Origin of the sequence: Roseovarius gaetbuli (genome assembly GCF_900172365.1) — a bacterium.
GTDB lineage: Bacteria > Pseudomonadota > Alphaproteobacteria > Rhodobacterales > Rhodobacteraceae > Roseovarius > Roseovarius gaetbuli.
This window is the reverse complement of record NZ_FWFJ01000002.1, coordinates 177,668-199,646: the sequence shown is the minus strand read 5'-3', so window position 1 is coordinate 199,646 and position 21,979 is coordinate 177,668. Positions and strand designations below refer to the sequence as shown.

General features: G+C 61.8%; 22 protein-coding genes and 1 pseudogene. 13 read left to right on the top strand and 10 right to left on the bottom strand.

Features of this window, described 5'->3' with window-relative positions:
* Positions 1–124 (bottom strand): annotated as a pseudogene (locus ROG8370_RS21365) (IS110 family RNA-guided transposase); the annotation flags it as partial.
* Positions 125–485: 361 nt separating this feature from the next.
* On the opposite strand from ROG8370_RS21365, the gene yajC reads away from it, so the two are divergent.
* Genes yajC through ROG8370_RS02165 form a run of 9 tightly spaced genes read left to right on the top strand, consistent with a single transcriptional unit; the run spans position 486 to position 7,271 of the window.
* Entirely contained in the window at positions 486–767 is a 282-nt protein-coding gene (gene yajC / locus ROG8370_RS02205; protein ID WP_085825446.1) for a preprotein translocase subunit YajC, read from the top strand.
* Between the two features lie 39 nt (positions 768–806).
* Positions 807–3,443 (top strand): protein translocase subunit SecD, encoded by a 2,637-nt coding sequence (secD, locus tag ROG8370_RS02200; protein ID WP_085825445.1) that lies wholly within the window; start codon positions 807–809, stop codon positions 3,441–3,443.
* Positions 3,436–4,188 (top strand): sulfite exporter TauE/SafE family protein, encoded by a 753-nt coding sequence (locus tag ROG8370_RS02195; protein ID WP_085825444.1) that lies wholly within the window; start codon positions 3,436–3,438, stop codon positions 4,186–4,188. Before secD ends, ROG8370_RS02195 begins: the two co-directional genes overlap by 8 nt.
* A 12-nt stretch (positions 4,189–4,200) precedes the next feature.
* Entirely contained in the window at positions 4,201–4,554 is a 354-nt protein-coding gene (locus tag ROG8370_RS02190) for an Mth938-like domain-containing protein (protein WP_085825443.1), read from the top strand.
* A gap of 8 nt (positions 4,555–4,562) precedes the next feature.
* A complete protein-coding gene (ccmA, locus tag ROG8370_RS02185; RefSeq protein ID WP_085825442.1) occupies positions 4,563–5,180 on the top strand; it encodes a heme ABC exporter ATP-binding protein CcmA in 618 nt (205 codons plus the stop codon).
* Positions 5,177–5,833, top strand: a complete 657-nt coding sequence (gene ccmB, locus ROG8370_RS02180) for a heme exporter protein CcmB (protein ID WP_085825441.1) — start codon at positions 5,177–5,179, stop codon at positions 5,831–5,833. Before ccmA ends, ccmB begins: the two co-directional genes overlap by 4 nt.
* A gap of 16 nt (positions 5,834–5,849) precedes the next feature.
* Positions 5,850–6,590, top strand: coding sequence for a heme ABC transporter permease (locus ROG8370_RS02175; protein ID WP_085825440.1), 741 nt, complete (start codon positions 5,850–5,852; stop codon positions 6,588–6,590).
* Entirely contained in the window at positions 6,587–6,745 is a 159-nt protein-coding gene (gene ccmD / locus ROG8370_RS02170; RefSeq protein WP_085825439.1) for a heme exporter protein CcmD, read from the top strand. The genes ROG8370_RS02175 and ccmD overlap by 4 nt, the downstream gene beginning before the upstream one ends.
* The gene (locus ROG8370_RS02165; protein ID WP_073193930.1) at positions 6,738–7,271 is read left to right on the top strand and encodes a DsbE family thiol:disulfide interchange protein; all 534 of its coding nucleotides are present in this window, start codon (positions 6,738–6,740) and stop codon (positions 7,269–7,271) included. Before ccmD ends, ROG8370_RS02165 begins: the two co-directional genes overlap by 8 nt.
* A 15-nt stretch (positions 7,272–7,286) precedes the next feature.
* On the opposite strand, the gene ROG8370_RS21225 is transcribed toward ROG8370_RS02165, so the two are convergent.
* From ROG8370_RS21225 to acnA, 3 genes are all read right to left on the bottom strand, one after another.
* Positions 7,287–7,421, bottom strand: coding sequence for a hypothetical protein (locus tag ROG8370_RS21225; protein ID WP_281252684.1), 135 nt, complete (start codon positions 7,419–7,421; stop codon positions 7,287–7,289).
* A 237-nt stretch (positions 7,422–7,658) separates the two neighbouring features.
* Positions 7,659–8,000 (bottom strand): TM2 domain-containing protein, encoded by a 342-nt coding sequence (locus ROG8370_RS02160; protein WP_085825438.1) that lies wholly within the window; start codon positions 7,998–8,000, stop codon positions 7,659–7,661.
* 173 nt (positions 8,001–8,173) lie between these two features.
* Positions 8,174–10,924: an aconitate hydratase AcnA gene (acnA, locus tag ROG8370_RS02155; protein ID WP_085825437.1), complete on the bottom strand. Its 2,751-nt coding sequence runs from the start codon at positions 10,922–10,924 to the stop codon at positions 8,174–8,176.
* A gap of 225 nt (positions 10,925–11,149) precedes the next feature.
* Here acnA and ROG8370_RS02150 point away from each other — a divergent pair, with 225 nt between their 5' ends.
* The gene (locus ROG8370_RS02150) at positions 11,150–11,851 is read left to right on the top strand and encodes a DUF1223 domain-containing protein (RefSeq protein ID WP_085825436.1); all 702 of its coding nucleotides are present in this window, start codon (positions 11,150–11,152) and stop codon (positions 11,849–11,851) included.
* A 101-nt stretch (positions 11,852–11,952) separates the two neighbouring features.
* Here the strand turns inward: ROG8370_RS02150 and ROG8370_RS02145 are convergent, their stop codons facing one another.
* The 3 genes from ROG8370_RS02145 to moaA are packed head-to-tail and all read right to left on the bottom strand — an operon-like array spanning position 11,953 to position 15,348.
* A complete protein-coding gene (locus ROG8370_RS02145; protein ID WP_085825435.1) occupies positions 11,953–12,996 on the bottom strand; it encodes a glycosyltransferase family 4 protein in 1,044 nt (347 codons plus the stop codon).
* A 49-nt stretch (positions 12,997–13,045) separates the two neighbouring features.
* A complete protein-coding gene (locus ROG8370_RS02140; protein WP_085825434.1) occupies positions 13,046–14,341 on the bottom strand; it encodes a 3-deoxy-D-manno-octulosonic acid transferase in 1,296 nt (431 codons plus the stop codon).
* The gene (moaA, locus tag ROG8370_RS02135) at positions 14,341–15,348 is read right to left on the bottom strand and encodes a GTP 3',8-cyclase MoaA (RefSeq protein ID WP_085825433.1); all 1,008 of its coding nucleotides are present in this window, start codon (positions 15,346–15,348) and stop codon (positions 14,341–14,343) included. The genes ROG8370_RS02140 and moaA overlap by 1 nt, the downstream gene beginning before the upstream one ends.
* A gap of 85 nt (positions 15,349–15,433) precedes the next feature.
* Between moaA and ROG8370_RS02130 the strand changes: the two genes are divergently transcribed.
* On the top strand, positions 15,434–15,931 hold the full coding sequence (locus ROG8370_RS02130) for a hypothetical protein (RefSeq protein WP_085825432.1): 498 nt from the start codon (positions 15,434–15,436) through the stop codon (positions 15,929–15,931).
* 9 nt (positions 15,932–15,940) lie between these two features.
* Here the strand turns inward: ROG8370_RS02130 and ROG8370_RS02125 are convergent, their stop codons facing one another.
* From ROG8370_RS02125 to glmU, 3 genes are read right to left on the bottom strand one after another with little or no spacing between them, the layout of a single operon-like run.
* On the bottom strand, positions 15,941–16,651 hold the full coding sequence (locus ROG8370_RS02125; protein WP_085825431.1) for a DNA alkylation repair protein: 711 nt from the start codon (positions 16,649–16,651) through the stop codon (positions 15,941–15,943).
* Positions 16,648–18,471, bottom strand: coding sequence for a glutamine--fructose-6-phosphate transaminase (isomerizing) (glmS, locus tag ROG8370_RS02120; protein WP_085825430.1), 1,824 nt, complete (start codon positions 18,469–18,471; stop codon positions 16,648–16,650). The genes ROG8370_RS02125 and glmS overlap by 4 nt, the downstream gene beginning before the upstream one ends.
* The gene (gene glmU / locus ROG8370_RS02115; protein WP_085825429.1) at positions 18,471–19,826 is read right to left on the bottom strand and encodes a bifunctional UDP-N-acetylglucosamine diphosphorylase/glucosamine-1-phosphate N-acetyltransferase GlmU; all 1,356 of its coding nucleotides are present in this window, start codon (positions 19,824–19,826) and stop codon (positions 18,471–18,473) included. Before glmU ends, glmS begins: the two co-directional genes overlap by 1 nt.
* Positions 19,827–19,971: 145 nt before the next feature.
* Between glmU and ROG8370_RS02110 the strand changes: the two genes are divergently transcribed.
* Together ROG8370_RS02110 and ROG8370_RS02105 are read left to right on the top strand one after the other, a co-directional pair.
* A complete protein-coding gene (locus ROG8370_RS02110) occupies positions 19,972–20,637 on the top strand; it encodes an HAD-IA family hydrolase (RefSeq protein WP_085825428.1) in 666 nt (221 codons plus the stop codon).
* 109 nt (positions 20,638–20,746) lie between these two features.
* Positions 20,747–21,943, top strand: coding sequence for a DegT/DnrJ/EryC1/StrS family aminotransferase (locus tag ROG8370_RS02105; protein WP_085825427.1), 1,197 nt, complete (start codon positions 20,747–20,749; stop codon positions 21,941–21,943).
* Positions 21,944–21,979: the final 36 nt, after the last annotated feature.

Here is a 21,979-nt window from a genome sequence, read left to right as displayed (position 1 = left end):
ACATGAATTTCCAGAACTGGGGCCGTGTCAGTTTTTTGCGGAATTGTTCCTTCCCCGACAGCAATGCCCCGTGAACCTGGAAAATACTCTTCGCCAGATCTACACCAATCATTGTATCCTTCATTTTGCCGTCCTCTCCGTTAGATGGTCTACAGACCACCATCTTGGCACATTGCGATGCCGTCAGGGGAGGGCGGCAACCACCCCATCTTCAGTACCTGGAACAGCACATCGCTGATCCTACCGGCGCCAGCCGGTAGTGGTTCAGTCTGTTTCACAATACGCCGCCTTTTTACCCACCTATATCACAACCTTGCCGCGAAACGGGACGCGCCACAAGGCGCGACACTTTGGGCCTCTGGGCTTGTCCGGGCAATCCCTCGGCCATAGCTTGCTTTCGCGCCTTGCAAAACCCAACCGCCGCGCCTAGTTTCCGCAACAATTCGCGGGGGCAGTCCCGCGCCAACCTATAAGGACACAACCCTATGGAAGCCTTTGGCCAGTTTATCCCGCTTATCCTGATTTTCGCGATCATGTATTTCCTGCTGATCCGTCCGCAGCAGAAAAAACTCAAGGAACACAAGGCGATGGTTGATGCGCTGCGCCGTGGCGATCAGGTCGTCACCCAGGGCGGGCTTATCGGCAAGGTGCATAAGGTCAAAGACGACAACGAGGTCGAGGTCGAGCTTTCCGAGGGCGTCAAGGTGCGGGTTGTACGCTCGACCATCGCGCAGGTTCTCTCCAAGACCGAGCCCGCCGAAGGCTAAGCTCGAAGACCTATTGTAACTCTCTGAAAAGGCAGGATTATGCTGCAAATTGACCTGTGGAAACGCCTGTGTATCTGGGGGGTTGTCGCCCTTGGTCTGTGGCTGGCCCTGCCGAATGCTTTCTACCCGCGGGTCGAGGCCCATAACGACGCCGTCGCCGCCGTCGAGGCGGGCAATGCCGAGACGCCAGAGATCAAGCAGGCGCTGTCGCAATGGCCCGACTGGATGCCCTCGGGGCTGGTCAATCTTGGGCTTGATCTGCGCGGCGGCGCGCATCTTCTGGCCGAGGTCAAGGTCGCGGATGTCTATCAGGCGCGGGTCGAGGGCATGTGGCCCGAGGTGCGGGACCTGCTGCGCGAAGAGCGCGACCGCATCGGCCCGATCCGTCTGCAATCCACCGAGAACGCAGAGTTGCGCGTGCGCCTTGTCGAGCGCCCGGAAATGGCGAGCGAGGCGGCCAGCCTTGTGCGCGGTCTGGCGCGTCCGGTCACAAGCCTGACCGGGGCCGGGGCCAGCGATATCGACGTCAGCGCCGAAGCCGGTGAAATCATCGTCCGCCTGAGCGAGGCCGAACAGCTTGCCACCGATGACCGCACCGTGCGTCAGGCGCTCGAGATCATCCGCCGCCGGATCGACGAGGTCGGCACCCGCGAACCCACGATTCAGCGTCAGGGCGCCGACCGCATCCTGATCCAGGTGCCCGGCGTCGGAAGCGCGGCCGAACTCAAGCAGATCATCGGCACCACCGCCCAGCTGACCTTTCAACCGGTGGTCAGCCGCACCTCGAACGCCGAAGAACGCCCCGGTGCCGGCAACGAGGTTCTGCCCTCGCTGGATGACGAGGGCGTCTATTACATCCTGGAACGCGCCCCGGTGGTCACCGGCGAGGAACTCGTCGATGCGCAGCCCGATTTTGACCAGAACGGCCGCCCGGCGGTCTCGTTCCGGTTCAATCCGACCGGCGCACGCAAATTTGGCGATTACACCGCCGAGAACATCGGCAACCCCTTTGCCATCGTGCTTGACAGCGAAGTGATCAGCGCGCCCGTGATCCAGAGCCATATCGCCGGCGGATCGGGCATCATCACCGGCAATTTCAACGTCGAGGAAAGCACCAAGCTTGCGGTTCTTTTGCGGGCAGGGGCCTTGCCTGCGGGGCTTGAATTTCTTGAGGAACGCACCGTTGGCCCGGAACTTGGCGCCGATAGCATCGAGGCGGGCAAGATCGCCTGTATCGTGGCCTTCGTGCTGGTGCTTGTCTTCATGTTCGCGAGCTATGGCACCTTCGGGATTTTCGCCAATATCGCGCTGATTGTGAACGTCGGCCTGATCTTTGGCCTGCTGAGCATGATCGGCGCCACGCTGACCCTTCCGGGGATCGCGGGGATCGTGTTAACCATCGGGATGGCGGTGGATGCGAACGTACTTGTCTTCGAGCGCATCAAGGAAGAGATGAAGTCGGCCAAGGGCCCGGCGCGCGCCATCGAGCTTGGCTATGAAAAGGCGATGAGTGCGATTGTCGATGCCAACCTGACCACCTTCCTGACAGCGGTGATCCTTTATGCCATGGGCTCTGGTCCGGTGCGCGGCTTTGCGATTACGCTTGGGCTTGGTATCATCACCTCGGTCTTTACCGCGCTGTTCGTGACCCGTCTGATCGCGGTGATCTGGTTTGAACGCCGCCGCCCCAAAACCGTGCTTACAGGGCGCGCGCTCCGGCTTGTGCCGCAGGAAACAAGCTGGGACTTTTTTAGCCGCTGGAAGATGTCGCTTGGCATTTCGGCGGTTATGATCGTGATCGCTATTGGGTCTTTCGGGCTTCAGGGGCTGAATTTCGGCATTGATTTCAAAGGCGGCACCACGATCCGCACCCAAAGCGCCGAACCGGTTGATATCGCCACCTACCGCGGCGCGATGGATGGGCTGGAGCTTGGCGATATCAGCATCACCGAGGTGTTCGATCCGACCTTTGGCGAGGATCAGAACGTGTCGATGATCCGCATTCAGGCGCAGGATGATCAGGAAAGCGTCTCGGCAGAGATGATCCTTACCGTCGAGTCCGCTTTGCAAAAGGCGGTGCCGGATGTCAAATTCACCTCGGTCGAAAGCGTTGGTCCCAAGGTCTCGGGCGAGTTGATCCAGACCGCCGTGATCGCGGTCATTCTGGCGATTGGCGCGGTGCTTATCTATATCTGGATGCGCTTTGAATGGCAGTTCGCGGTCGGCGCGGTTGTGGCGCTTGTCCACGACGTTATGCTCACCATCGGCGTGTTCTCGGAAATCCAGATTCAGTTCGATCTTGCGATCATCGCCGCGCTTTTGACCATCGTCGGCTATTCGCTCAACGATACGGTGGTGGTGTTTGACCGGGTCCGCGAGAACCTGCGCAAGTACAAGCAAAAGCCGCTGAGCGAGGTGTTGAACCTGTCGATCAACGAAACCCTGTCGCGCACGATGATGACCTCTGTCACCACGCTTCTGGCGCTTCTGGCGCTCTATTTCCTTGGTGGTGATGTGATCCGGGGCTTTGTCTTTGCGATGATCTGGGGCGTGATTGTCGGCACCTATTCGTCGATCTTCGTGGCAAGCACGATCCTGCTCTGGCTTGGCGTCAAGCGGGACTGGTCCAAGCCGGATGCCAATACCGGAAACCAGTTCGCGAACGTTGATGCCTGATCTGCTGTTGCAGGTCTGGGCCACGCCCGGACTGATCTGGCTTTTGCTGGCGATTGCGGTTGCGGGGATCGTGCGGGGCTTTACCGGCTTTGGCACGGCGCTTGTCTTCGTGCCGGTTGCGGGGATCTTTCTTGCGCCCCAAACCGTGGTCGGGGTGATGACCCTGACCGGCATCGTCAGCACCTTCGTCCTATTGCCGCGCGCCTGGCGACAGGCGGACCGGCGCGAGGTCGGGCTTCTGGCGCTTGCCGCGCTTGTGACCGTGCCGCTTGGTCTCTGGCTTATGCAGGTGCTGGAGGCGGAGACGATCCGTTGGGTGGTGGCGGCGGTGGCGGCGATTACCCTTGGCGCGCTTGTGGCGGGCTGGCGGTTTTCCGGCATCGTCTCGCGGCCGATGCTTTTGGCGATTGGCGCGATGGCCGGGGTGATTGGCGGGATGACCGGGCTGACCGGGCCGGTGGTGATCCTGTTCTATCTGGCGGGCCAGTCAGCGGCGCAATCGGTGCGCGCCAACACGATCCTGTTCCTGGCCGCGCTTGACGTGGTGATCGCGGTGAACCTCTTGTCGAGCGGCGATCTGGAATGGACGACCGCGCTCTTGGCGCTGACGCTGGCGGTGCCCTATTTCATCACCTCGCTGATCGGCCAAGCGCTGTTTGACCCGCGCCACCAGCGGCTTTACCGTTGGGCGGCCTATAGCGTGATCGCCCTGGCCGTGCTAAGCGGCCTGCCACTCTGGACATAAGGGAGCCTGAGCATGCATATGACCGAGATAAGCTTTGACGGGGCCACCCCGATTGACGGCTATGGACCGGGATTTTTTCGCGTCGCCGGACAGGTGATGGAAGGGCCGATATTGGTCACCGTCACCGGCGCGCGCGGCTGGGGGGGCTACGCCGACACCGAGGCGCTTCTGGCGCTTGTCGGCGATATCGACGTGCTGTTCATCGGCACCGGCCCCGAGATGGCGCATATCCCGAGCGCCCTGCGCATAGCCCTTGAGGGGGCGGGGCTTGGCGTTGAAACCATGACCTCGCCGACCGCCTGTCGCACCTATAACGTGCTCTTGTCCGAAGGGCGGCGCGTGGCAGTGGCGCTTTTGCCGGTGTGAGCCGCGGGATGGGGCTACGTGTCAGTGATCTGAGCGTCGCGCGCGGCGGTATCCGGGTGCTTGAGGGGCTGTCGTTTGCGCTTGCCCCCGGTCAGGCGCTTGTGTTGCGCGGGCCCAACGGGATCGGCAAGACCACGCTTTTGCGCACCATTGCCGGGCTGCAACCGCCCGTGTCGGGCGAGGTTGACGCGCCCGCCGAGGCGCTTGTTTACGCAGGCCACGCCGATGGCATCAAGGCGACGCTCACGGTGCGCGAGAACCTTGAATTCTGGGCGCAGGCCTTTGGCAATAGCGACATTTCCGGCGCGATGGCGGCGTTTCAGCTTGCCCCGCTTGGCGAGCGCCCCGCCGGCGCGCTTTCGGCCGGGCAAAAGCGCCGCCTTGGCCTGGCGCGCCTGTTGGTGACCGGGCGCGAGATCTGGGTGCTGGACGAGCCGACCGTGTCGCTTGACGTCGAGGCCGTGGCGATGTTCGCCGCCGCCGTGCGCGCCCATCTTGCGGCGGGCGGGCTTGCGGTGATCGCCACGCATATCGACCTTGGCCTGTCCGAGGCAGAGGTGCTTGATGTCACCCCCTTCAAGGCACGCCCGCTTGAGCATGACGATTTTGACGGGGCCTTTTTATGATCGCGCTTTTGATCCGGGATTTCAGGCTTGCGATGCGCGCGGGCGGCGGCTTTGGCCTCGGGCTGGCGTTTTTCCTGATCGTGGTGACGCTGGTGCCGTTTGGCGTCGGGCCGCAAAGCGCGCTTTTGGCGACCATCGCGCCTGGCATCCTCTGGCTTGGGGCGCTGTTGTCCTGCCTGCTGTCGCTCGACCGGATTTTCGCGCTCGACTGGGAAGACGGCAGCCTTGACCTTTTGGCGACCTCGCCGCTGCCGATGGAGGCGATTGTCACCATCAAGGCGCTTGCGCATTGGGTGACCACGGGCCTGCCGCTCGTGCTGGCGGCGCCGGTCTTTGCTTTGTTGCTCAACATGCCCACCGCAGGCTATCAGCCGCTGGTGCTTTCGCTGTTGCTGGGCACCCCGGCGCTCAGCGTGATCGGCACCTTTGGCGCGGCGCTGACCGTGGGGCTCAAGCGGGGCGGGCTGTTGCTGAGCTTGCTTGTGCTGCCGCTTTATGTGCCTACATTGATCTTTGGCGCCGAGATGGCGCGGCGCGGGGCCGAAGGTTTTGATACCACGACGCCTCTTTTGATGCTGGCCGGGATCACCTGCGGCACCATCGCGCTTTTGCCTTTCGCCTCGGCTGCGGTACTAAGGGTCAATCTGCGCTAGACATATGGGATTTGGGATGAACTTGAACACACTCTGGGCGTATGCAAACCCCAAGAAATTTATCCAGACCACCGACCGGGTTTTGCCCTGGGTGGCCGGCTTGGCGGCGCTTGCGCTTGTGCTTGGGCTGATCTGGGGGTTCTTCTTCACGCCCGAGGATTACCGGCAGGGATCGACCGTCAAGATCATCTACCTGCATGTGCCAAGCGCGCTTATGGCGATCAACGCCTGGATGATGATGCTGGTGACCTCGCTGGTCTGGATCGTGCGCCGCCACCACGTCAGCGCCCTTGCGGCCCGCGCGGCGGCGCCGGTGGGCCTTGTGATGACGGTGATCGCGCTGATCACCGGGGCGATATGGGGCCAGCCGATGTGGGGCACATGGTGGGCCTGGGATCCGCGTTTGACCAGTTTCCTGATCCTGTTCCTGTTTTACCTGGGTTATATCGCCCTCTGGGAGGCGATCGAGAATGACGACACCGCCGCCGATCTTACAAGTATCCTCTGCCTTGTCGGCTCGGTCTTTGCCCTGCTCAGCCGCTATGCGGTGAACTTCTGGAATCAGGGCCTGCATCAGGGCGCTTCGCTTAGCCTTGATAAGGAAGAGAACGTCGCCGATGTGTTCTGGTATCCGCTGCTGGTCTGCATCGCGGGGTTCGTGTTGTTGTTCGTGGCGCTTGTGCTATTGCGCACGCGCACAGAAATTCGCGCCCGCCGGATGCGGGTGCTTTTGGCACGTGAAAGAATGGGGGCATGATGCCGGATCTTGGAAAATACGCCGAGGCGGTTTTGTCGTCTTATGCAGTCTCGATTGCCCTGATCATCGGGTTGATCCTGTTCAGCACGATGCGCTCAAAACGCGTCAAGAAACAACTTCAAGAGATTGAAAAAAAGGTGAAATCAAATGGCTAAGCTTTCGCCGCTCATGCTTGCGCCGCTGGTGATCTTCGCGGGGTTTGCAGGCCTTGCCTTTATCGGGTTGCAGCGTGACAATCCCAACGAGCTGCCTTCGGCACTCAAGGGCAAACAGGCGCCCGCCGTCGAGGTCACGGCGCTTGGTACGGGGCCGGTGTTTGGCGATGGCGACCTGCGCGATGGCAAGGTCAAGCTGGTGAATTACTGGGCAAGCTGGTGCGCGCCCTGCCGCGTCGAGCATCCCAACCTTGAAACCCTCGCAGAGCAGGGGATCACGATCTACGGTGTCAATTACAAGGACAAGCCCGCGAATGCGCTTGGCTTTCTGGATGAGCTGGGCAATCCCTATGCCGCCATGGGCGCCGATGAAAAGGGGCGCATGGCGCTCAACTGGGGCGTCTACGGCGTGCCCGAGACTTATGTGATCGACGGCGAGGGCAATATCGTGCTGCGCTTTGCCGGGCCAATCACCAGCCGGGTGATGCAAAGCACCATCCTGCCCGCGATTGAAGAGGCCCGCTAGGGCGGGGCTGTCACGTCACTCGCCGCAAGGCGTGTCGCTCATTGTGGCGCGCAGGGGGCAGGCATAGCCGGTGTGCGCCTCGCCATGGGCACCATAAACGGCAAGAAAGCTCAAAAGACCTGCCTGCAGAAGAATGAGAGCAGTACGCATCGGATATTCCTTTCTATCGGCTTGCATCCAAGGTTGGTTGCATTGGGCACATTTGAAAGAGGGGATATCCTCACGCTTGTGTCATCCGCATGACGCTGTCGAAAAATGGCGCGTTTCTGCGGTGCAGCGGCGGGTTTTTGCGCAGACTGCAAAAAGGGCGGCCCGCTGTGGACCGCCCTCAGTTCGTCATCTCGTCTTGTCGAAATCGCTTGGCACGCGACCTGCGCTCGAAAAGGATCAGGTGAATTTTGAGTTTGCCATGATGTTCACTTCATTCGCGATCATAGCGCGCTTCGCCTGCGAATCCGCCTTAATCATGCCAGGAATGAGAAACGCGTCAACTAGCAGCCAGATACCGAGGCCAATCAGTAAAAAAGCACCTATGGAAACCATAAGCGTGAATCCACCCAAGATAGTCAGAACCAGCATCCCAACTGCACTACGCGTTTTACCCAGATAAAAGCGATGAATACCCAGGACACCCAAAAACAACCAAAGCAGGTATACCATTCCAATAGATTTTTTCTCATTACTTAGTCGTTGCTCAACGAGCACCATCTGTTCAGTCGATAGACTCATTACATAGTTCCCTTAATCAATAATGCTGACTAAAAAAATCTAGAGATCTAATCAAGGAACAATCGTTCCAAATACACCCTAAAGTAGATGTTTGTTGCGAAAATATCGCCTTGAATGGAAAAAATGCGGCCCTTTCGGAGCCGCATTTATCTGTCTTCTTATGCCTTGAACGTTTAGGCCGCCGATTTGGCCAGGTTGCGCAGCACGTAATGCAGAACGCCGCCGTGTTCGATATATTCGATCTCGATCGCGGTATCGATCCGGCACTTGATCATGATCTCTTTCACCGTGCCGTCGGCGTAGGCGATCGTGCAGGGCACTTCCTGCAACGGTTTGATCGTGTCGAGACCCGAGATCGAAATGCTTTCCTCGCCTGTGAGGGCAAGGGACTTGCGGCTGTCGCCACCGGTAAATTCGAACGGGATCACTCCCATGCCAACCAGGTTGGAGCGGTGAATACGCTCAAAGCTCTCGGCGATCACGGCCTTGACGCCCAAGAGGGCAGTGCCCTTGGCGGCCCAGTCACGCGACGACCCGGCGCCATACTGCTCGCCACCAAAGACGACCAGCGGGGTGCCGTTGGCCTGATAGGCCTCGGCGGCGTCAAAGATCGAGGTCTGTGCGCCATCGGGGCCCTTGGTGTAACCGCCTTCAACCCCGTCCAGCATCTCGTTCTTGATGCGGATATTGGCGAAGGTGCCGCGCATCATCACCTCGTGGTTGCCACGACGCGAGCCGTAAGAGTTGAATTCGCGCACCGGCACCTGACGCTCGGTGAGGTACTTGCCGGCCGGAGTGTCTTCCTTGAACGAGCCCGCAGGCGAGATGTGGTCGGTGGTGACCATATCGCCCAAAAGCGCCAGAACGCGGGCGTCCTCGATATTGCTGATCGTGCCGGGGTCCTTGGACATGCCTTTGAAGTAGGGCGGGTTCTGGACATAGGTCGATTGCGCGGGCCAATCGTATGTCTCGCCCTCTGACGTCTCGACACCCTGCCACTTTTCGTCGCCTTTGAAGACATCGGCATATTTCGACTGGAACGCCTCGCGGGTGACGGTCTGTTCGACCAGATCGGCCACTTCTTTCGAGGTCGGCCAGATATCCTTGAGATAGACATCCTTGCCCTCGGGCGTCTGCGCGATCGGGTCTTTGGAGATGTCGATATTCATGTCACCGGCCAGAGCATAGGCCACCACAAGCGGCGGCGAGGCCAGATAGTTGGCGCGCACGTCGGGCGAAATACGACCCTCAAAGTTGCGGTTGCCCGACAACACGGAGGTCGCCATCAGGTCGCCTGCGGAAATCGCCTCTGAGATTTCTTTCTGCAGCGGACCAGAGTTGCCGATGCAGGTGGTGCAGCCATAGCCGACAAGGTTGAAGCCGATCTTGTCGAGGTCTTCCTGAAGGCCGGCGGCCTCAAGATAGGCGCTGACCACCTGGCTGCCGGGGGCAAGCGAGGTTTTGACCCAGGGCTTGCGGGTAAGGCCAAGCGCGGCCGCCTTGCGCGCCACAAGGCCGGCGCCGATCATCACGTAGGGGTTCGAGGTGTTGGTGCACGACGTGATCGAGGCGATCACGACCGAGCCATCACGAATCTCGTAATCCTCGCCTTCGACCTTTTGCGACTTGCGCGGGTCGATGATCGCATCAGGCACGGGGCCCTCAGAGGCCATATCCTCGGCGGCATCGCTCTGGTCTTCGCCGCGGTATTCCGACACCACGTTGAAAAAGTTGTCCGCCGCCTGATCCAGAGCCACGTAATCCTGCGGGCGTTTGGGGCCGGAAATGGCGGGCACGATGGTGCCCATGTCAAGGCTAAGCGTGGCGGTATAGACCGGCGCGTAATCCGCACCGCGCCAAAAGCCGTTTTCCTTGGCATAGGCCTCGACAAGCTGCACGCGGGCCTCGTCGCGGCCGGTGTTGCGCAGGTAGCGCAGGGTCTCATCGTCGATCGGGAAGAAGCCACAGGTCGCGCCATATTCCGGCGCCATGTTGGCGATGGTCGCGCGATCCGCCAGCGGCAGGTGATCAAGACCTGCGCCGTAGAATTCAACGAACTTGCCGACAACGCCCTGGGCGCGCAGCAGTTCCACGACCTTGAGCACAAGATCGGTGCCGGTGGTGCCTTCAAGCATCGCGCCGGTCAGCTCGAAGCCGACAACCTCCGGGATCAGCATCGAAATCGGCTGGCCAAGCATCGCGGCCTCGGCCTCGATCCCGCCAACGCCCCAGCCAAGAACCGCCACGCCGTTGATCATGGTGGTGTGGCTGTCGGTGCCGACAAGCGTGTCGGGATAGGCAACGGTCTCGCCGTTCTGATCGACATCGGTCCACACGGTCTGGGCCAGATATTCAAGGTTGACCTGGTGACAGATGCCGGTGCCGGGGGGCACAACGCGGAAGTTGTTGAACGCGCCCTGACCCCATTTGAGGAACTGGTAACGCTCCATGTTGCGCTCGTATTCGCGGTCAACGTTCATCTGGAAGGCGCGCGGATTGCCGAATTCGTCGATCATCACCGAGTGGTCGATCACGAGGTCAACCGGGTTGAGCGGGTTGATCTGTTCGGCCTTGCCGCCAAGCGCCACGATCCCGTCGCGCATCGCTGCAAGGTCAACCACCGCCGGAACGCCGGTGAAATCCTGCATCAACACGCGGGCCGGGCGATAGGCCAGCTCGCGGTTGGCGCGGCCGCCATTCGCGGCCCATTCGGAAAACGCCTTGATGTCGTCGGTGGTGACGGTCTTGCCGTCTTCGAACCGCAACATGTTTTCTAGCACGACCTTGAGAGCGGCGGGCAGGCGCGAGAAATCGCCCAGACCGGCGGCCTCGGCAGCCTTGATCGAATAATAGGCGACAGATTGGTCACCAACTTTTAGGGTTTTGCGGGTATTCGAGCTGTCTTGTCCGACGCTAATGGGCATTTGAGCCGTCCTTTCACGTTCGATGAGGAAGTATTTGCCCTGCTTCTGACCGATTTGCGGGGTTCGATCAAGAGGGGGAGGCGGTCTTTTGTATACTATTGCACACAATTTGCCCGTATTTCAATATTTCAAGCCTGTCTCGCGAAACCTTGATTGGTTATTCTCGGCGTGTCAGCCTACGTATGTTAGCATGAAACGCTAACCGTTCCAGATCAGGCTGAGCTTATGAAACAGATCATTCCCATCCTTGCCGCCGCCTTGATGCTTGCCCTGCCGGTTTCATCGCGGGCGCAGGAACGGCCCGTGGTGGTTGAGCTGTTTACCTCGCAGGGCTGTTCGTCCTGCCCGCCCGCCGATGAATTCATGCAACAACTTGCGGCGCGGCGCGATGTGATCGCCTTGTCGCTGCATGTGGATTACTGGGATTACATCGGCTGGGCCGACATTTTCGCCAAGCCCGAACACACCGCCCGGCAGCGCGGCTATGCCAAATCCGGTGACCGACGCATGATCTATACCCCGCAGATGATCATCAATGGCAAGGATCACGTGGTCGGCAACCGGCCGCGCGATGTGACCGAGCTTATTGAAAAACACCGGTTTGACGCCGACGACATCGTTTTGAATGCCAGCCGCGATGGTGACTTCCTGCGCATCACGGCCAAGACCGATGTCGCCCACGACATGCCGATGCTGGTTCAATTGCTGCGCTATCGCCCCGAGGCGACCGTTGCGATTGAACGCGGCGAGAATGCCGGCAAGCTGTTGAAATATTCCAATATCGTCACCGAGATGACCCAACTCGCCGTCTGGGACAGCAGCGCGCCACTCAAGATTGACACCCAGATCAGCGGCGATGAGCCGCTGGTGGTTTTGCTGCAATATCCCGATTTTGGCACCATCGAGGCGGCGGTCGAGCTGCCTTAGAGCGTGTCGCGTTCGCTCAAAATTCACGCGACACGCTCTAAGTTATTGATTTCGCATGTTGTCGACGCTCAAAACCGGGTCCCACTTTTGAGCAACATGCTCTAGGCGCCGGACCAGAGTATTTCATAAACTGCACCGATCCCGTCGGCTTCGACCTCGATGCTGAACCGGGTTTGGGCGGCCTCGCGCGCGGCGCGGGCCATGGCGCCATGGCTTTGGGGGGCGCTCAGGAGGCGTTCGATGGCTGCGGCGGTCTCGGCCGGGGCATCCTCGGGCACAATCACACCGCAACCGCCGCCACACGAAAAGCTGTCGTAATATCCCGCATCGGTGGCCACGAAGGGCACGCCGCTTGCCATGCCCTCAAGCGGCGCCATGCCGTAGCCTTCGTAGCGCGGCAATTGCACGACCACGCTGAGCGTGCGCATGAGGGCGGGCAGGGCATCGGGCGCGACCTCGCCGGGAAACATAATGCGATCAGTGAGGTCGGCCGCCGCGATCTGTTGTTTCAGCCCGTCCAGAAACCGCTGATCCGATTTGGCGGCGCGGCCGATCAGCAGGGCGGTGACACCGGGGCAGCGCGGCAACAGCTCGATCATCGCAGCAACGAAGCGGTCGCTGCCTTTTTCGGGGCGAATGCGGCCAATCGTGGCAACGCCGCAGGTGCCGCCAAAGCCGGTCTTGGCCCAGGCGGCGGCGCGATCCGGTGCGGGGTGAAAACGGGCGCAATCCACGCCATGCGGCACCACGGCGCGCACGTGCGGGACAAATGTCGCGGCGGCCTCGGTCGTGGCAATCACCGCGTCCATCCGCGCGATGAGCCACCGCGGAAAGGCCGAATGGCGCCGCTGGGCGGCCGAGGTAAAGACGATGCGGATCGGCAGCCCCAGCACATCGCGCGCCCAGATCGCCGCGCGCATCTCGGTGTTGCGCCGGACGTGCCAGATCGTGAAGGCGCGGTTCGGCGGCGGTGTGCGCGAGAGCGCGCGCGCTTCGGCGCGGCTTATCGGGGCCGGGCAGCCGGGCAGGCCCACCCCCGCCAGTGCCATGTCATAGCGGCCCATCTGCACACGCACCACACCCGCAGCCGTCGCCGAGACGCCGGTGAAATTGCGGTTGAAATTGGTCACGATCAACTCTGGCATTTGGCGGGCCGGTTGGATTTGAGTATTTTTGGAACGATGAAAGTCAGGGTCATTGCACGCCCTCCAGGTCAAGCGCCGAGATCAGGTCGGTGGTGATCTGATCAAGGACGTTTTCCTGCGCGGCGGCGAAGGCGCGGGCGCGGGAGCGCACGGCCTCAAGTGCGGCGGGGTCGGTGAGCTGTGTGATCAGGGCCTGCGCCAGCTCGGTCGCATCCGCTACCTCAAGTGCCGCGCCGGAGGCGTCGATCAAAGGGTAGGTATCGGCGAAGTTCTTATAAAGCGGGCCATGTAGAATGGCCGATCCGGCATAGGCGGGCTCGTAAGGATTGTGGCCGCCCACCGGCGTGAAGGAGCCACAAAGACAAGTCAGCGGGCAAAGCGCATACCACAGCCCGGTTTCGCCAAGGGTATCGGCAAGGTAAACTTGGGTCTGGCCGGTGATCTGGCCGCCAATGGCGCGGCGCGCGCCGCTGAGCCCGCTGGTCGCGATCAGCGTTTCAAGCGCCAACCCGCGTTCGGGATGGCGCGGCACGAGGATCAGCAGGGCGTCGGGGGCCTGTTGCAGGACTGTCTTATGCGCGGCCAGCATCAGATCGTCCTCGCCGGGGTGGGTCGAGCTTGCCAGCCAGACCGCCCGCCCCGAGATCAGGCGGGTCATCCGGTCTTTCTCGGCGGGATCGAACGGCAGAGCCCCCGAGAGCGACTTGAGGTTCTGCCCGGTCTTGGCATGGTGCAGGCCAAGGTCTTGCAGATGCGCCGTGGTGCGGGCGTCCTGTGTGTGGATATGGGCGAAAACCCCCAAAAGATGGCGCGCCGTCTTTGGCGCACGTTTCCAGTTGCGCGCCGAGCCATCCGATATGCGCGCGTTGATCAGCGCCATCGGGATGCCTGCGGCGTGGCTGCGCGCCAGCATTTGCGGCCAAAGCTCGCTTTCCACGAAGATCGCGGCCGTTGGGCGCCAATGGGCCAGAAAGCGGTCGATCGCGCGGCGCGCATCGAGTGGCGCGAATTGGTGAGTGGTGCGCGGCGGCAGGCGGCTTGCCACCACCTGCGCCGAGGTGGCGGTGCCCGAGGTGATCAGGAAGGACCAGCCGGGATAGGCCTCGCCCATATGGGTGATCAGGCGCAGCACCGACACGCTCTCGCCGACAGAGGCGGCGTGAAACCAGATCAGCGGGCCGTCGGGGCGCCTGGCCGTGGCCCGGCCCATCCGTTCCGGTAATCGCGCGGGATCGGTGCCTTGCGCCGCAAGCTTGTCCTTGACGCGCGCATAGGCCAGCGGCGCGACAAGGTTGGCTGCCGCACTATAAAGCCGGAGGGGCAGGGGCGCAGGAGCGCGCGTCATCAGCCGCCGGTATGGCTCATGTGGCGCGATACGCGGCCATCGACGCCTTGCCGCGAATAGTCGAAATCATGGCCTTTCGGCTTGTGCGCGATGGCGTCGCGAATGGCCGCTTCAAGTGGCGCGTCGCTGCCGGGGTTGTTGCGCAGGGGCGCGCGCAGATCTGCCATATCCTCTTGGCCGAGGCACATGTAAAGCTCGCCGGTGCAGGTCAGGCGCACGCGGTTGCAGCTTTCGCAGAAATTATGGGTGAGCGGTGTGATAAAGCCGATCTTCTGGCCGGTTTCCTCGATCCTCACATACCGCGCCGGGCCGCCGGTGCGCTCGGGCAGGTCGGTCAGTGTATGGCGGTCGCGCAGGGTGGCGCGCAGATCAGACAGCTTCCAGTATTGGTCAAGCCGGTCCTCGTTGCCGATATCGCCCATCGGCATCACCTCGATAAAGGTAAGGTCCATGTCGCGGCTGGCGCACCATTCAAGCAGGGTGAACAGCTCGTCTTCGTTGAACCCCTTGAGGGCGACGGTGTTGATCTTGACCCGAAGCCCCGCCTTTTGCGCGGCATCAATGCCCTTGATCACCTGCGGCAGACGACCCCAACGGGTGATATCGGCGAATTTCTGATCGTCCAGCGTATCGAGCGAGATATTCACCCGGCGCACGCCCGCCGCGTAAAGATCATCGGCAAAGCGTTCCATCTGGCTTCCGTTGGTGGTCAGGGTCAGCTCTTTCAGGGCGCCGCTGTCCAGATGCCGCGTCATCGCGTCAAAGAAGGTCATGATGCCCTTGCGCACCAAGGGCTCGCCACCGGTGATGCGCAGCTTTTCAACGCCAAGCCCGACAAAGGCCGAGCACATGCGATCAAGCTCTTCCAGCGTGAGCAGCTCTTTCTTGGGCAGAAAGGTCATGTTTTCCGACATGCAATAGACGCAGCGAAAATCGCAGCGGTCCGTGACGGAGACGCGCAAATAATTAATCGCGCGATGGAAGGGATCAATAAGAGGTGTTTTCATGCCTGAAATCTAGGCGCGTGGGGCGAGCGGGGCAAGGGTCATGTTGTCCGTTGAAGCCCGATTGTTGCGGGGCTAAAGTGGACAAATGAGAAATAGTGTTGTGATTTTCGGTTTGGGTCTTGTCTTGGGCGGCTGCGCGCAAGTGGAGCGTGTGTTCGCGCCAAAGGCAGATGTGCCGCCCGCAGAGAGCGTGGTTACGGAGCCGCAGAGCGCGCCCACCGCGTCGACGCGCCCGCCCGCCAATGCCCCGCAAACCGCCGCAGCGTTTGACACGACCACCCCGCAAGAGCGCGCCGAGGCGGTGGCGGTTGCGGCAAAGCCGGGCGCGCGGGATCTTGGCGTGACCATCGCATCGCTCGGCGCACCGACAGAACCTGGGTTCTGGCTCAAGACGCCGCTGGTCAGCGCTGCGGCCAAGGGGCGGGTGGATTACCCGGCCAACGGCAAATCGGTCGCGGTCGACCTTATCCCGCTTGATGGCCCTGAAGGCGCCGGAAGCCGGATGTCGCTGGCGGCGTTCCGCCTTTTGGAGGCGCCTCTGACCGGCTTGCCAGAGGTGCGGGTGCATCTGCTGGCAGAGTAGCGCGCGCCGTTACGACGCGGGCTGTTGCGGCAGGAACTTGACCGCCTCTTTGCGGGCAAAGGGCTTCATGTGCCTGGCATGGTTTGACAGGAAATACTCGACCCGCTCGGGGTCGTGCTTGGACAGATCGCGCAGCCATCCTGCCACCGATTTCTGCAGGGTCCAGTCGGCATCCTGCACATAGTCTGCGGCCCAGCCCATGACCCGCACGCGAACGGCCAATTCGGCCTCGGAGGGGTGGTTTTGCTTGGCAAAGGGCAGGGCGATGATCATCACCGCGCGCTTGATCCAGTGATCGTCGGAGGTGGTCCAACCGGCGACGGTTTCGATCCGCGAGGGATCGGCGACCAGACGCTTTTGCGCGGCGGTCATGACCTGATCGGCAATCGCCCAACTGTCGAAATCGGGCATCCAGGACAGGAGCATCTCCCAGACCGCGGTGTCATCGGGGCGAATGCGCGCTTGGGTCAAAAGCTTGGCGGCGACGATGCGGGCCTCGAAAATGTTGGTTTTCCAGAGATCATCCGCAAGCGCAAGACGGGCGGGCAGGTCAAGCCCCTGACGCCATTCCTGCGCAAGATCGCCAAGCGTGCCTGTCGCCACGCCAAGGTAGTCGCGCGGCACTTTGTGATGCTCGGCCAGACCTTTGGCGCGCTCGGCGTCGCCATGGGCCCGAAGCAGGTCAAGCGCCTGTTCGCCGGATTGGGGTAGGGTCGTCATTCCACAGTCACCGATTTTGCCAGGTTGCGGGGTTGGTCCACGTCTGTACCTTTGGCAACGGCGGTATGATAGGCCAAAAGCTGTACCGGAAGCGCATAGAGGATCGGCGACAGGATCGGGTCCACCGTCGGCATGGTCAGCGTCTGCCAAACCCCGGCGCCCGCATCAGCGGCGCCCTTGGCATCGGAAATCAGCATGATCTGACCGCCGCGCGCCATCACCTCTTGCATGTTGGACACGGTCTTGTCGAACAGCGAGTCACAGGGCGCCAGAACGATCACCGGCATGGTTTCGTCAATCAGGGCGATCGGCCCGTGCTTGAGTTCGCCAGATGGATAAGCTTCGGCGTGTATATAGCTGATTTCCTTTAGCTTTAGTGCGCCCTCAAGGGCCAGCGGATACATCAGGCCACGGCCAAGGAAAAGCGCGTTGTCAGAGGCCGAAAGCAGCCGTGCTGCGGTCCTGAAGTCCTCGTTGCTTTCCATCGCAGTGTTCAGCGTCGCGGGCAAGGCGCGCAGCGCCGACAACAGATCGGCCAGCCGGTCATCACTGATCCTCCCGCGCGCCTGCGCCGCCTTGAGCGCCAGGAGCAACAGCACGGTGAGCTGACAGGTAAAGGCCTTGGTCGAGGCAACGCCGATTTCCACCCCTGCGTGGATCGGCAGGGCCAGGTCGCTTTCGCGCGCGATCGAGCTTTCCGGTACGTTGACCACCGACAAAATCGCATCCGCGCGACCAGAGCAATAGCGCAGCGCCGCCAGGGTGTCGGCGGTCTCGCCGGACTGGCTTACGAACAGGGCGACCGTGCCGGGCGTCACGGGCGGCTCGCGATAGCGGAATTCAGAGGCGATATCGACCTCGACCGGCAGGCCGGCAATCTGTTCAAACCAGTATTTCGCAGTCAGGCAGGCATAATAGGCTGTGCCGCAGGCGACCATGGTGAAGCGATTTATCTTTTTGAAATCAATTTCTTCACCGGGAAGCGTGATTTGGCGGCCATCTTCGCTCAGGTAATGGCCAAGAGCCCCGCCAATCACGGCGGGCTGTTCGGCGATTTCCTTGGCCATGAAATGCTTGTGGCCGGCCTTGTCGACGCGGGTGTTGTCGACCTCGATGGTCCGGGCCTCGCGGTTGACCGGGGTGTGGGTGTGATCGGTGATCAAAAGGCTGGTGCGGGTGATGACGGCCATGTCACCTTCTTCAAGATAGGTCACACGGTCGGTCATCGGGGCAAGCGCGATGGCGTCAGAGCCCACGTACATCTCGCCGATGCCATGACCAACGGCCAGCGGGCTGCCTTTGCGCGCCGCAATCAGAAGGTCAGGCTCGCCGTCAAACAGGAAACACAGCGCATAGGCGCCTTCAAGCCGGGCAATGGTCGCGCGCGCCGCGTCAACCGGGGCAAGGCCCTGAGCAAGGTAGTGATCCGCCAGAAGAGCAACGGTTTCGGTGTCGGTATCGGTCTCATGGCCGATGCCCTCGGCGGCGAGATCGCTGCGCAATTCGCGGTAATTCTCGATGATGCCATTGTGCACCACGGCCACCTTGCCTGCGCGATGCGGGTGGGCATTGGCGACATTGGGCGCACCATGGGTGGCCCAGCGGGTGTGACCGATCCCGATCTTGCCCGCCAGCGGTTCGTGAACCAGCAAATCCGACAGGTTGACCAACTTGCCAACGGCGCGGCGGCGGTCAAGCTTCCCGTTCTCGATGGTCGCGATCCCGGCGCTGTCATAGCCGCGATATTCAAGCCGTTTGAGGGCCTCGACAAGAATGGGCGCAACTTCGTGCTGGCCCAGAACCCCAACGATACCGCACATTAGATTTCTCCCTTGTCGCGTTTTGCCTTCTTGGCCTTGAGCAGGTCCATAAGCCTGCGCGCCATGCCCGCCTTAACAGTCTGACGCGCACGCGCAATTGCCAGGCCACCCGCCTCGACAGTCTCGGTGATGACAGAGCCCGAGGCGGTCATCGCCTCGTCGCCCACGCTGACCGGGGCGACAAGCATGGTGTTCGAGCCGATAAACACCCGGTTGCCGATCCGGGTCTGATGTTTCATCACCCCGTCATAGTTGCAGGTGATCGTGCCGGCGCCGATATTGCTGTCGGTGCCGATCTCGGCATCGCCGACATAGCTCAGGTGATTGATCTTGCTGCCCTCACCGATCAGGGCGTTCTTGAGCTCGACGAAATTGCCAACCCGCGTATCCTCGGCCAATTCGGTGCCCGGCCGCAGGCGCGCATAGGGCCCCACCACCGCGCCGCGCGCCACATGACAGCCCTCAAGATGGCTGAAGGCGCGGATATGCGCGCCGGTTTCAATCGTGACGCCGGGGCCAAAGACCACGTTCTGATCAATCACCGTGTCGCGGCCCACATAGGTGTCAAAGGCGAAATGAACGGTTTCGGGCGCGGGCAGGGTGACCCCAAGCTCCAGCGTGGCGGCGCGGGCGCGGGCCTGAAAGGCGGCTTCGGCCTGCGACAGCTCGATGCGGGAATTGACGCCGAGGGTCTCGGATTCGTCGCAGATGACGGCACTCGCCGACAACCCGCGCGCCCGCGCGATGTCGATGATATCGGTCAGGTAGTATTCGCCATTGGCATTTTCATTGCCGACCTCTGAAATCAGATCGAACAACAGCGGCGCCGAGGCCATCACCACGCCGCTGTTGCACAGCGTGATCGCGCGCTCGGTCTCATTGGCATCCTTGAATTCCACGATCCGCTCAAGACTGTCGCCAGACATGATCAATCGGCCATAGCGGCCCGGATCGGCGGCCTTGAACCCAAGCACGACAACATCATGGGTGGTGCGGGCCTTGGCCATCTGCTCAAGCGTTTCGGGCTGGATCAGCGGCGTGTCACCATAAAGCACAAGCGCGTCGCCGGAATAATCGCCAAGCGCCGGTGCGGCCTGGGCCACCGCATGGGCGGTGCCAAGCTGCTCGGTCTGCAAAACTACCTGTGCGCTGTCGTCATAGTCCTGCGCGGCGGCGGTGACCGCCTCTGCGCCATGGCCGGCGACAATGATCGTGTGATCAGGCTCAAGCGCCTGACCGGACCGCATGGCATGCACAAGCATCGGCGCCTGCGCGACCTGGTGCAGCACCTTGGGCAGATCGGAATTCATGCGGGTGCCTTTGCCAGCGGCAAGGATAATCAGGGCGGTTGCCATACGGTTTCTCTTTGTAATTGACGCGCCCCCGTTTTATCGGGTTGGCACCCTTGTGCAAGGGCGCGCTCCATCAATCAAGGTTACGCCATGTGACAGGAGTACGCGGAAATCTGCCAAGGTGCTGAACACAAAGGAAATAGGGCCGATGCGCACAGTTGTTTTTGATTTGGATGGCACCCTGGCCGATACCAGTGGTGACCTTGTTGCGGCGGCCAACGCCTGTTTTCGGGCGATGGGCGAGGGCGATATGCTTGATCCGGCCCGTGATGCGGGCACTGCGCTGCGCGGCGGGCGGGCGATGCTTACTCTCGGGCTGGAGCGGTTGGGCCGTGCTGATGACCTGGCCGAGATCGACCGCAACTATCCGCTTTTACTAGAGGCCTATGCCGGGGCGATCGACGTTCACACCACGCTCTACCCCGGCGCGATGGCCGCAGTCGAGGGGCTGCGCGACGCGGGGTACGGCGTTGCGATCTGCACCAACAAGCCCGAGGGGCTGGCGCGGCTTTTGATGGGGCGGCTTGGGGTTCTGGATGCCTTTCATGCCCTCACCGGCGCCGATACGCTTGCGGTGCGCAAACCCGATCCCGAACACCTGCGCGAAACCGTGCGCCGGGCCGGGGGCGATCCGGCGCGCTCTTTGCTGGTGGGCGATACGGCGACCGACCGCGACACCGCGCGTGCCGCCGGGGTGCCCTCGGTGCTGGTGACCTTCGGGCCAAATGGCGCCAGCGTGAGCGAGTTGGACCCCGAGGCGACAATTGCCCATTACGACGAATTGGCCGGGGTGGTGACGCGGCTGATTGGCTAGGTGTATATTTTCCGACAGGCGATAGCGCGGTTTCGGATTTCCTGAACAAGCGGGGGCTGGTGCACGCAAACCATTGACCTGCGCCCGCTTGCGCCCCAAAACAGACCCTATGACAGAGGTTTTCAAAGGTAGTTTCACCCAGCAGGAGCCGATCCCCGACGAGGGGATCGCGGCCGCGCTTGAGGTGCTCAGGAGCGGGCGGTTGCACCGCTATAATCTGGTGGGGGACGAGCCCGGCGAGGTGGCCCTGCTGGAGCAGGAATTTGCCGCCTATACCGGCGCGCGCTATGCGCTTGCGGTGGCCTCGGGGGGCTATGCCATGGGCACCGCCTTGCGCGCGATCGGCGTTGTGCCCGGTGACCGGGTGCTGACCAACGCCTTTACGCTTGCCCCGGTGCCCGGCGCGATTGCCAGTGTCGGCGCGGTGCCGGTCTTTGTCGGCGTGACCGAAGATCTGACGATTGACCTCGACGATCTGGCGGCCAAGGCCGATCAGGCCGATGTTCTGATGCTCAGCCATATGCGCGGCCATATCTGCGATATGGAGCGCCTTATGGCGATTTGCGACGCGGCTGGCATCACCGTGATCGAGGATTGCGCCCATACCATGGGCGCCGCCTGGAATGGGCGTGCCTCGGGTCGCTGGGGCAAGATCGGCTGTTATTCGACCCAGACCTACAAGCATATGAATTCCGGCGAGGGCGGCTTGTTTGTCACCGATGACGACGAGGTGGCGGCGCGCGCGATCATGCTGTCGGGCTCTTACATGCTCTATAATCGCAATGGCACCGTGCCCCCCGCCGAGGTGTTCGAGCGGGTGAAATACGACACGCCCAATGTCTCGGGGCGGATGGATCATCTGCGGGCCGCGATTTTGCGCCCGCAACTGCGCGCGCTTGATGCGCAATGCGCGAAATGGAATGACCGCTATCGCGTGGTTGAGGATGGCCTGCGCGGCACGCCGGGTCTGGGTGTGGTCGAGCGTCCGGCAGAGGAAACCATGGTCGGCTCGTCGATCCAGTTCCTGTTGCTGGATTGGACGGACACGGCGGTCGCCGAGGTGCTCAAGCGCTGTCTTGATCGCGGCGTCGAGCTCAAGTGGTTCGGCGGCGCCGAGCCGAGCGGCTTTACCAGCCGATATGACAGCTGGCGCTATGCCCCAAGCACGCCGATGCCCGCCAGTGACCGTATCCTGCGCGGGATCATCGACATGCGCCTGCCGCTGACCTTCAGCCTTGCGGATTGCGCCCAGATCGCGCGCATCATCCGGGCCGAGGTGGGAACGGTGTTTCAGGCGCAGGCTTGACTTTGAGGTCAAAATGATCTAATTGATTGGCTCAAA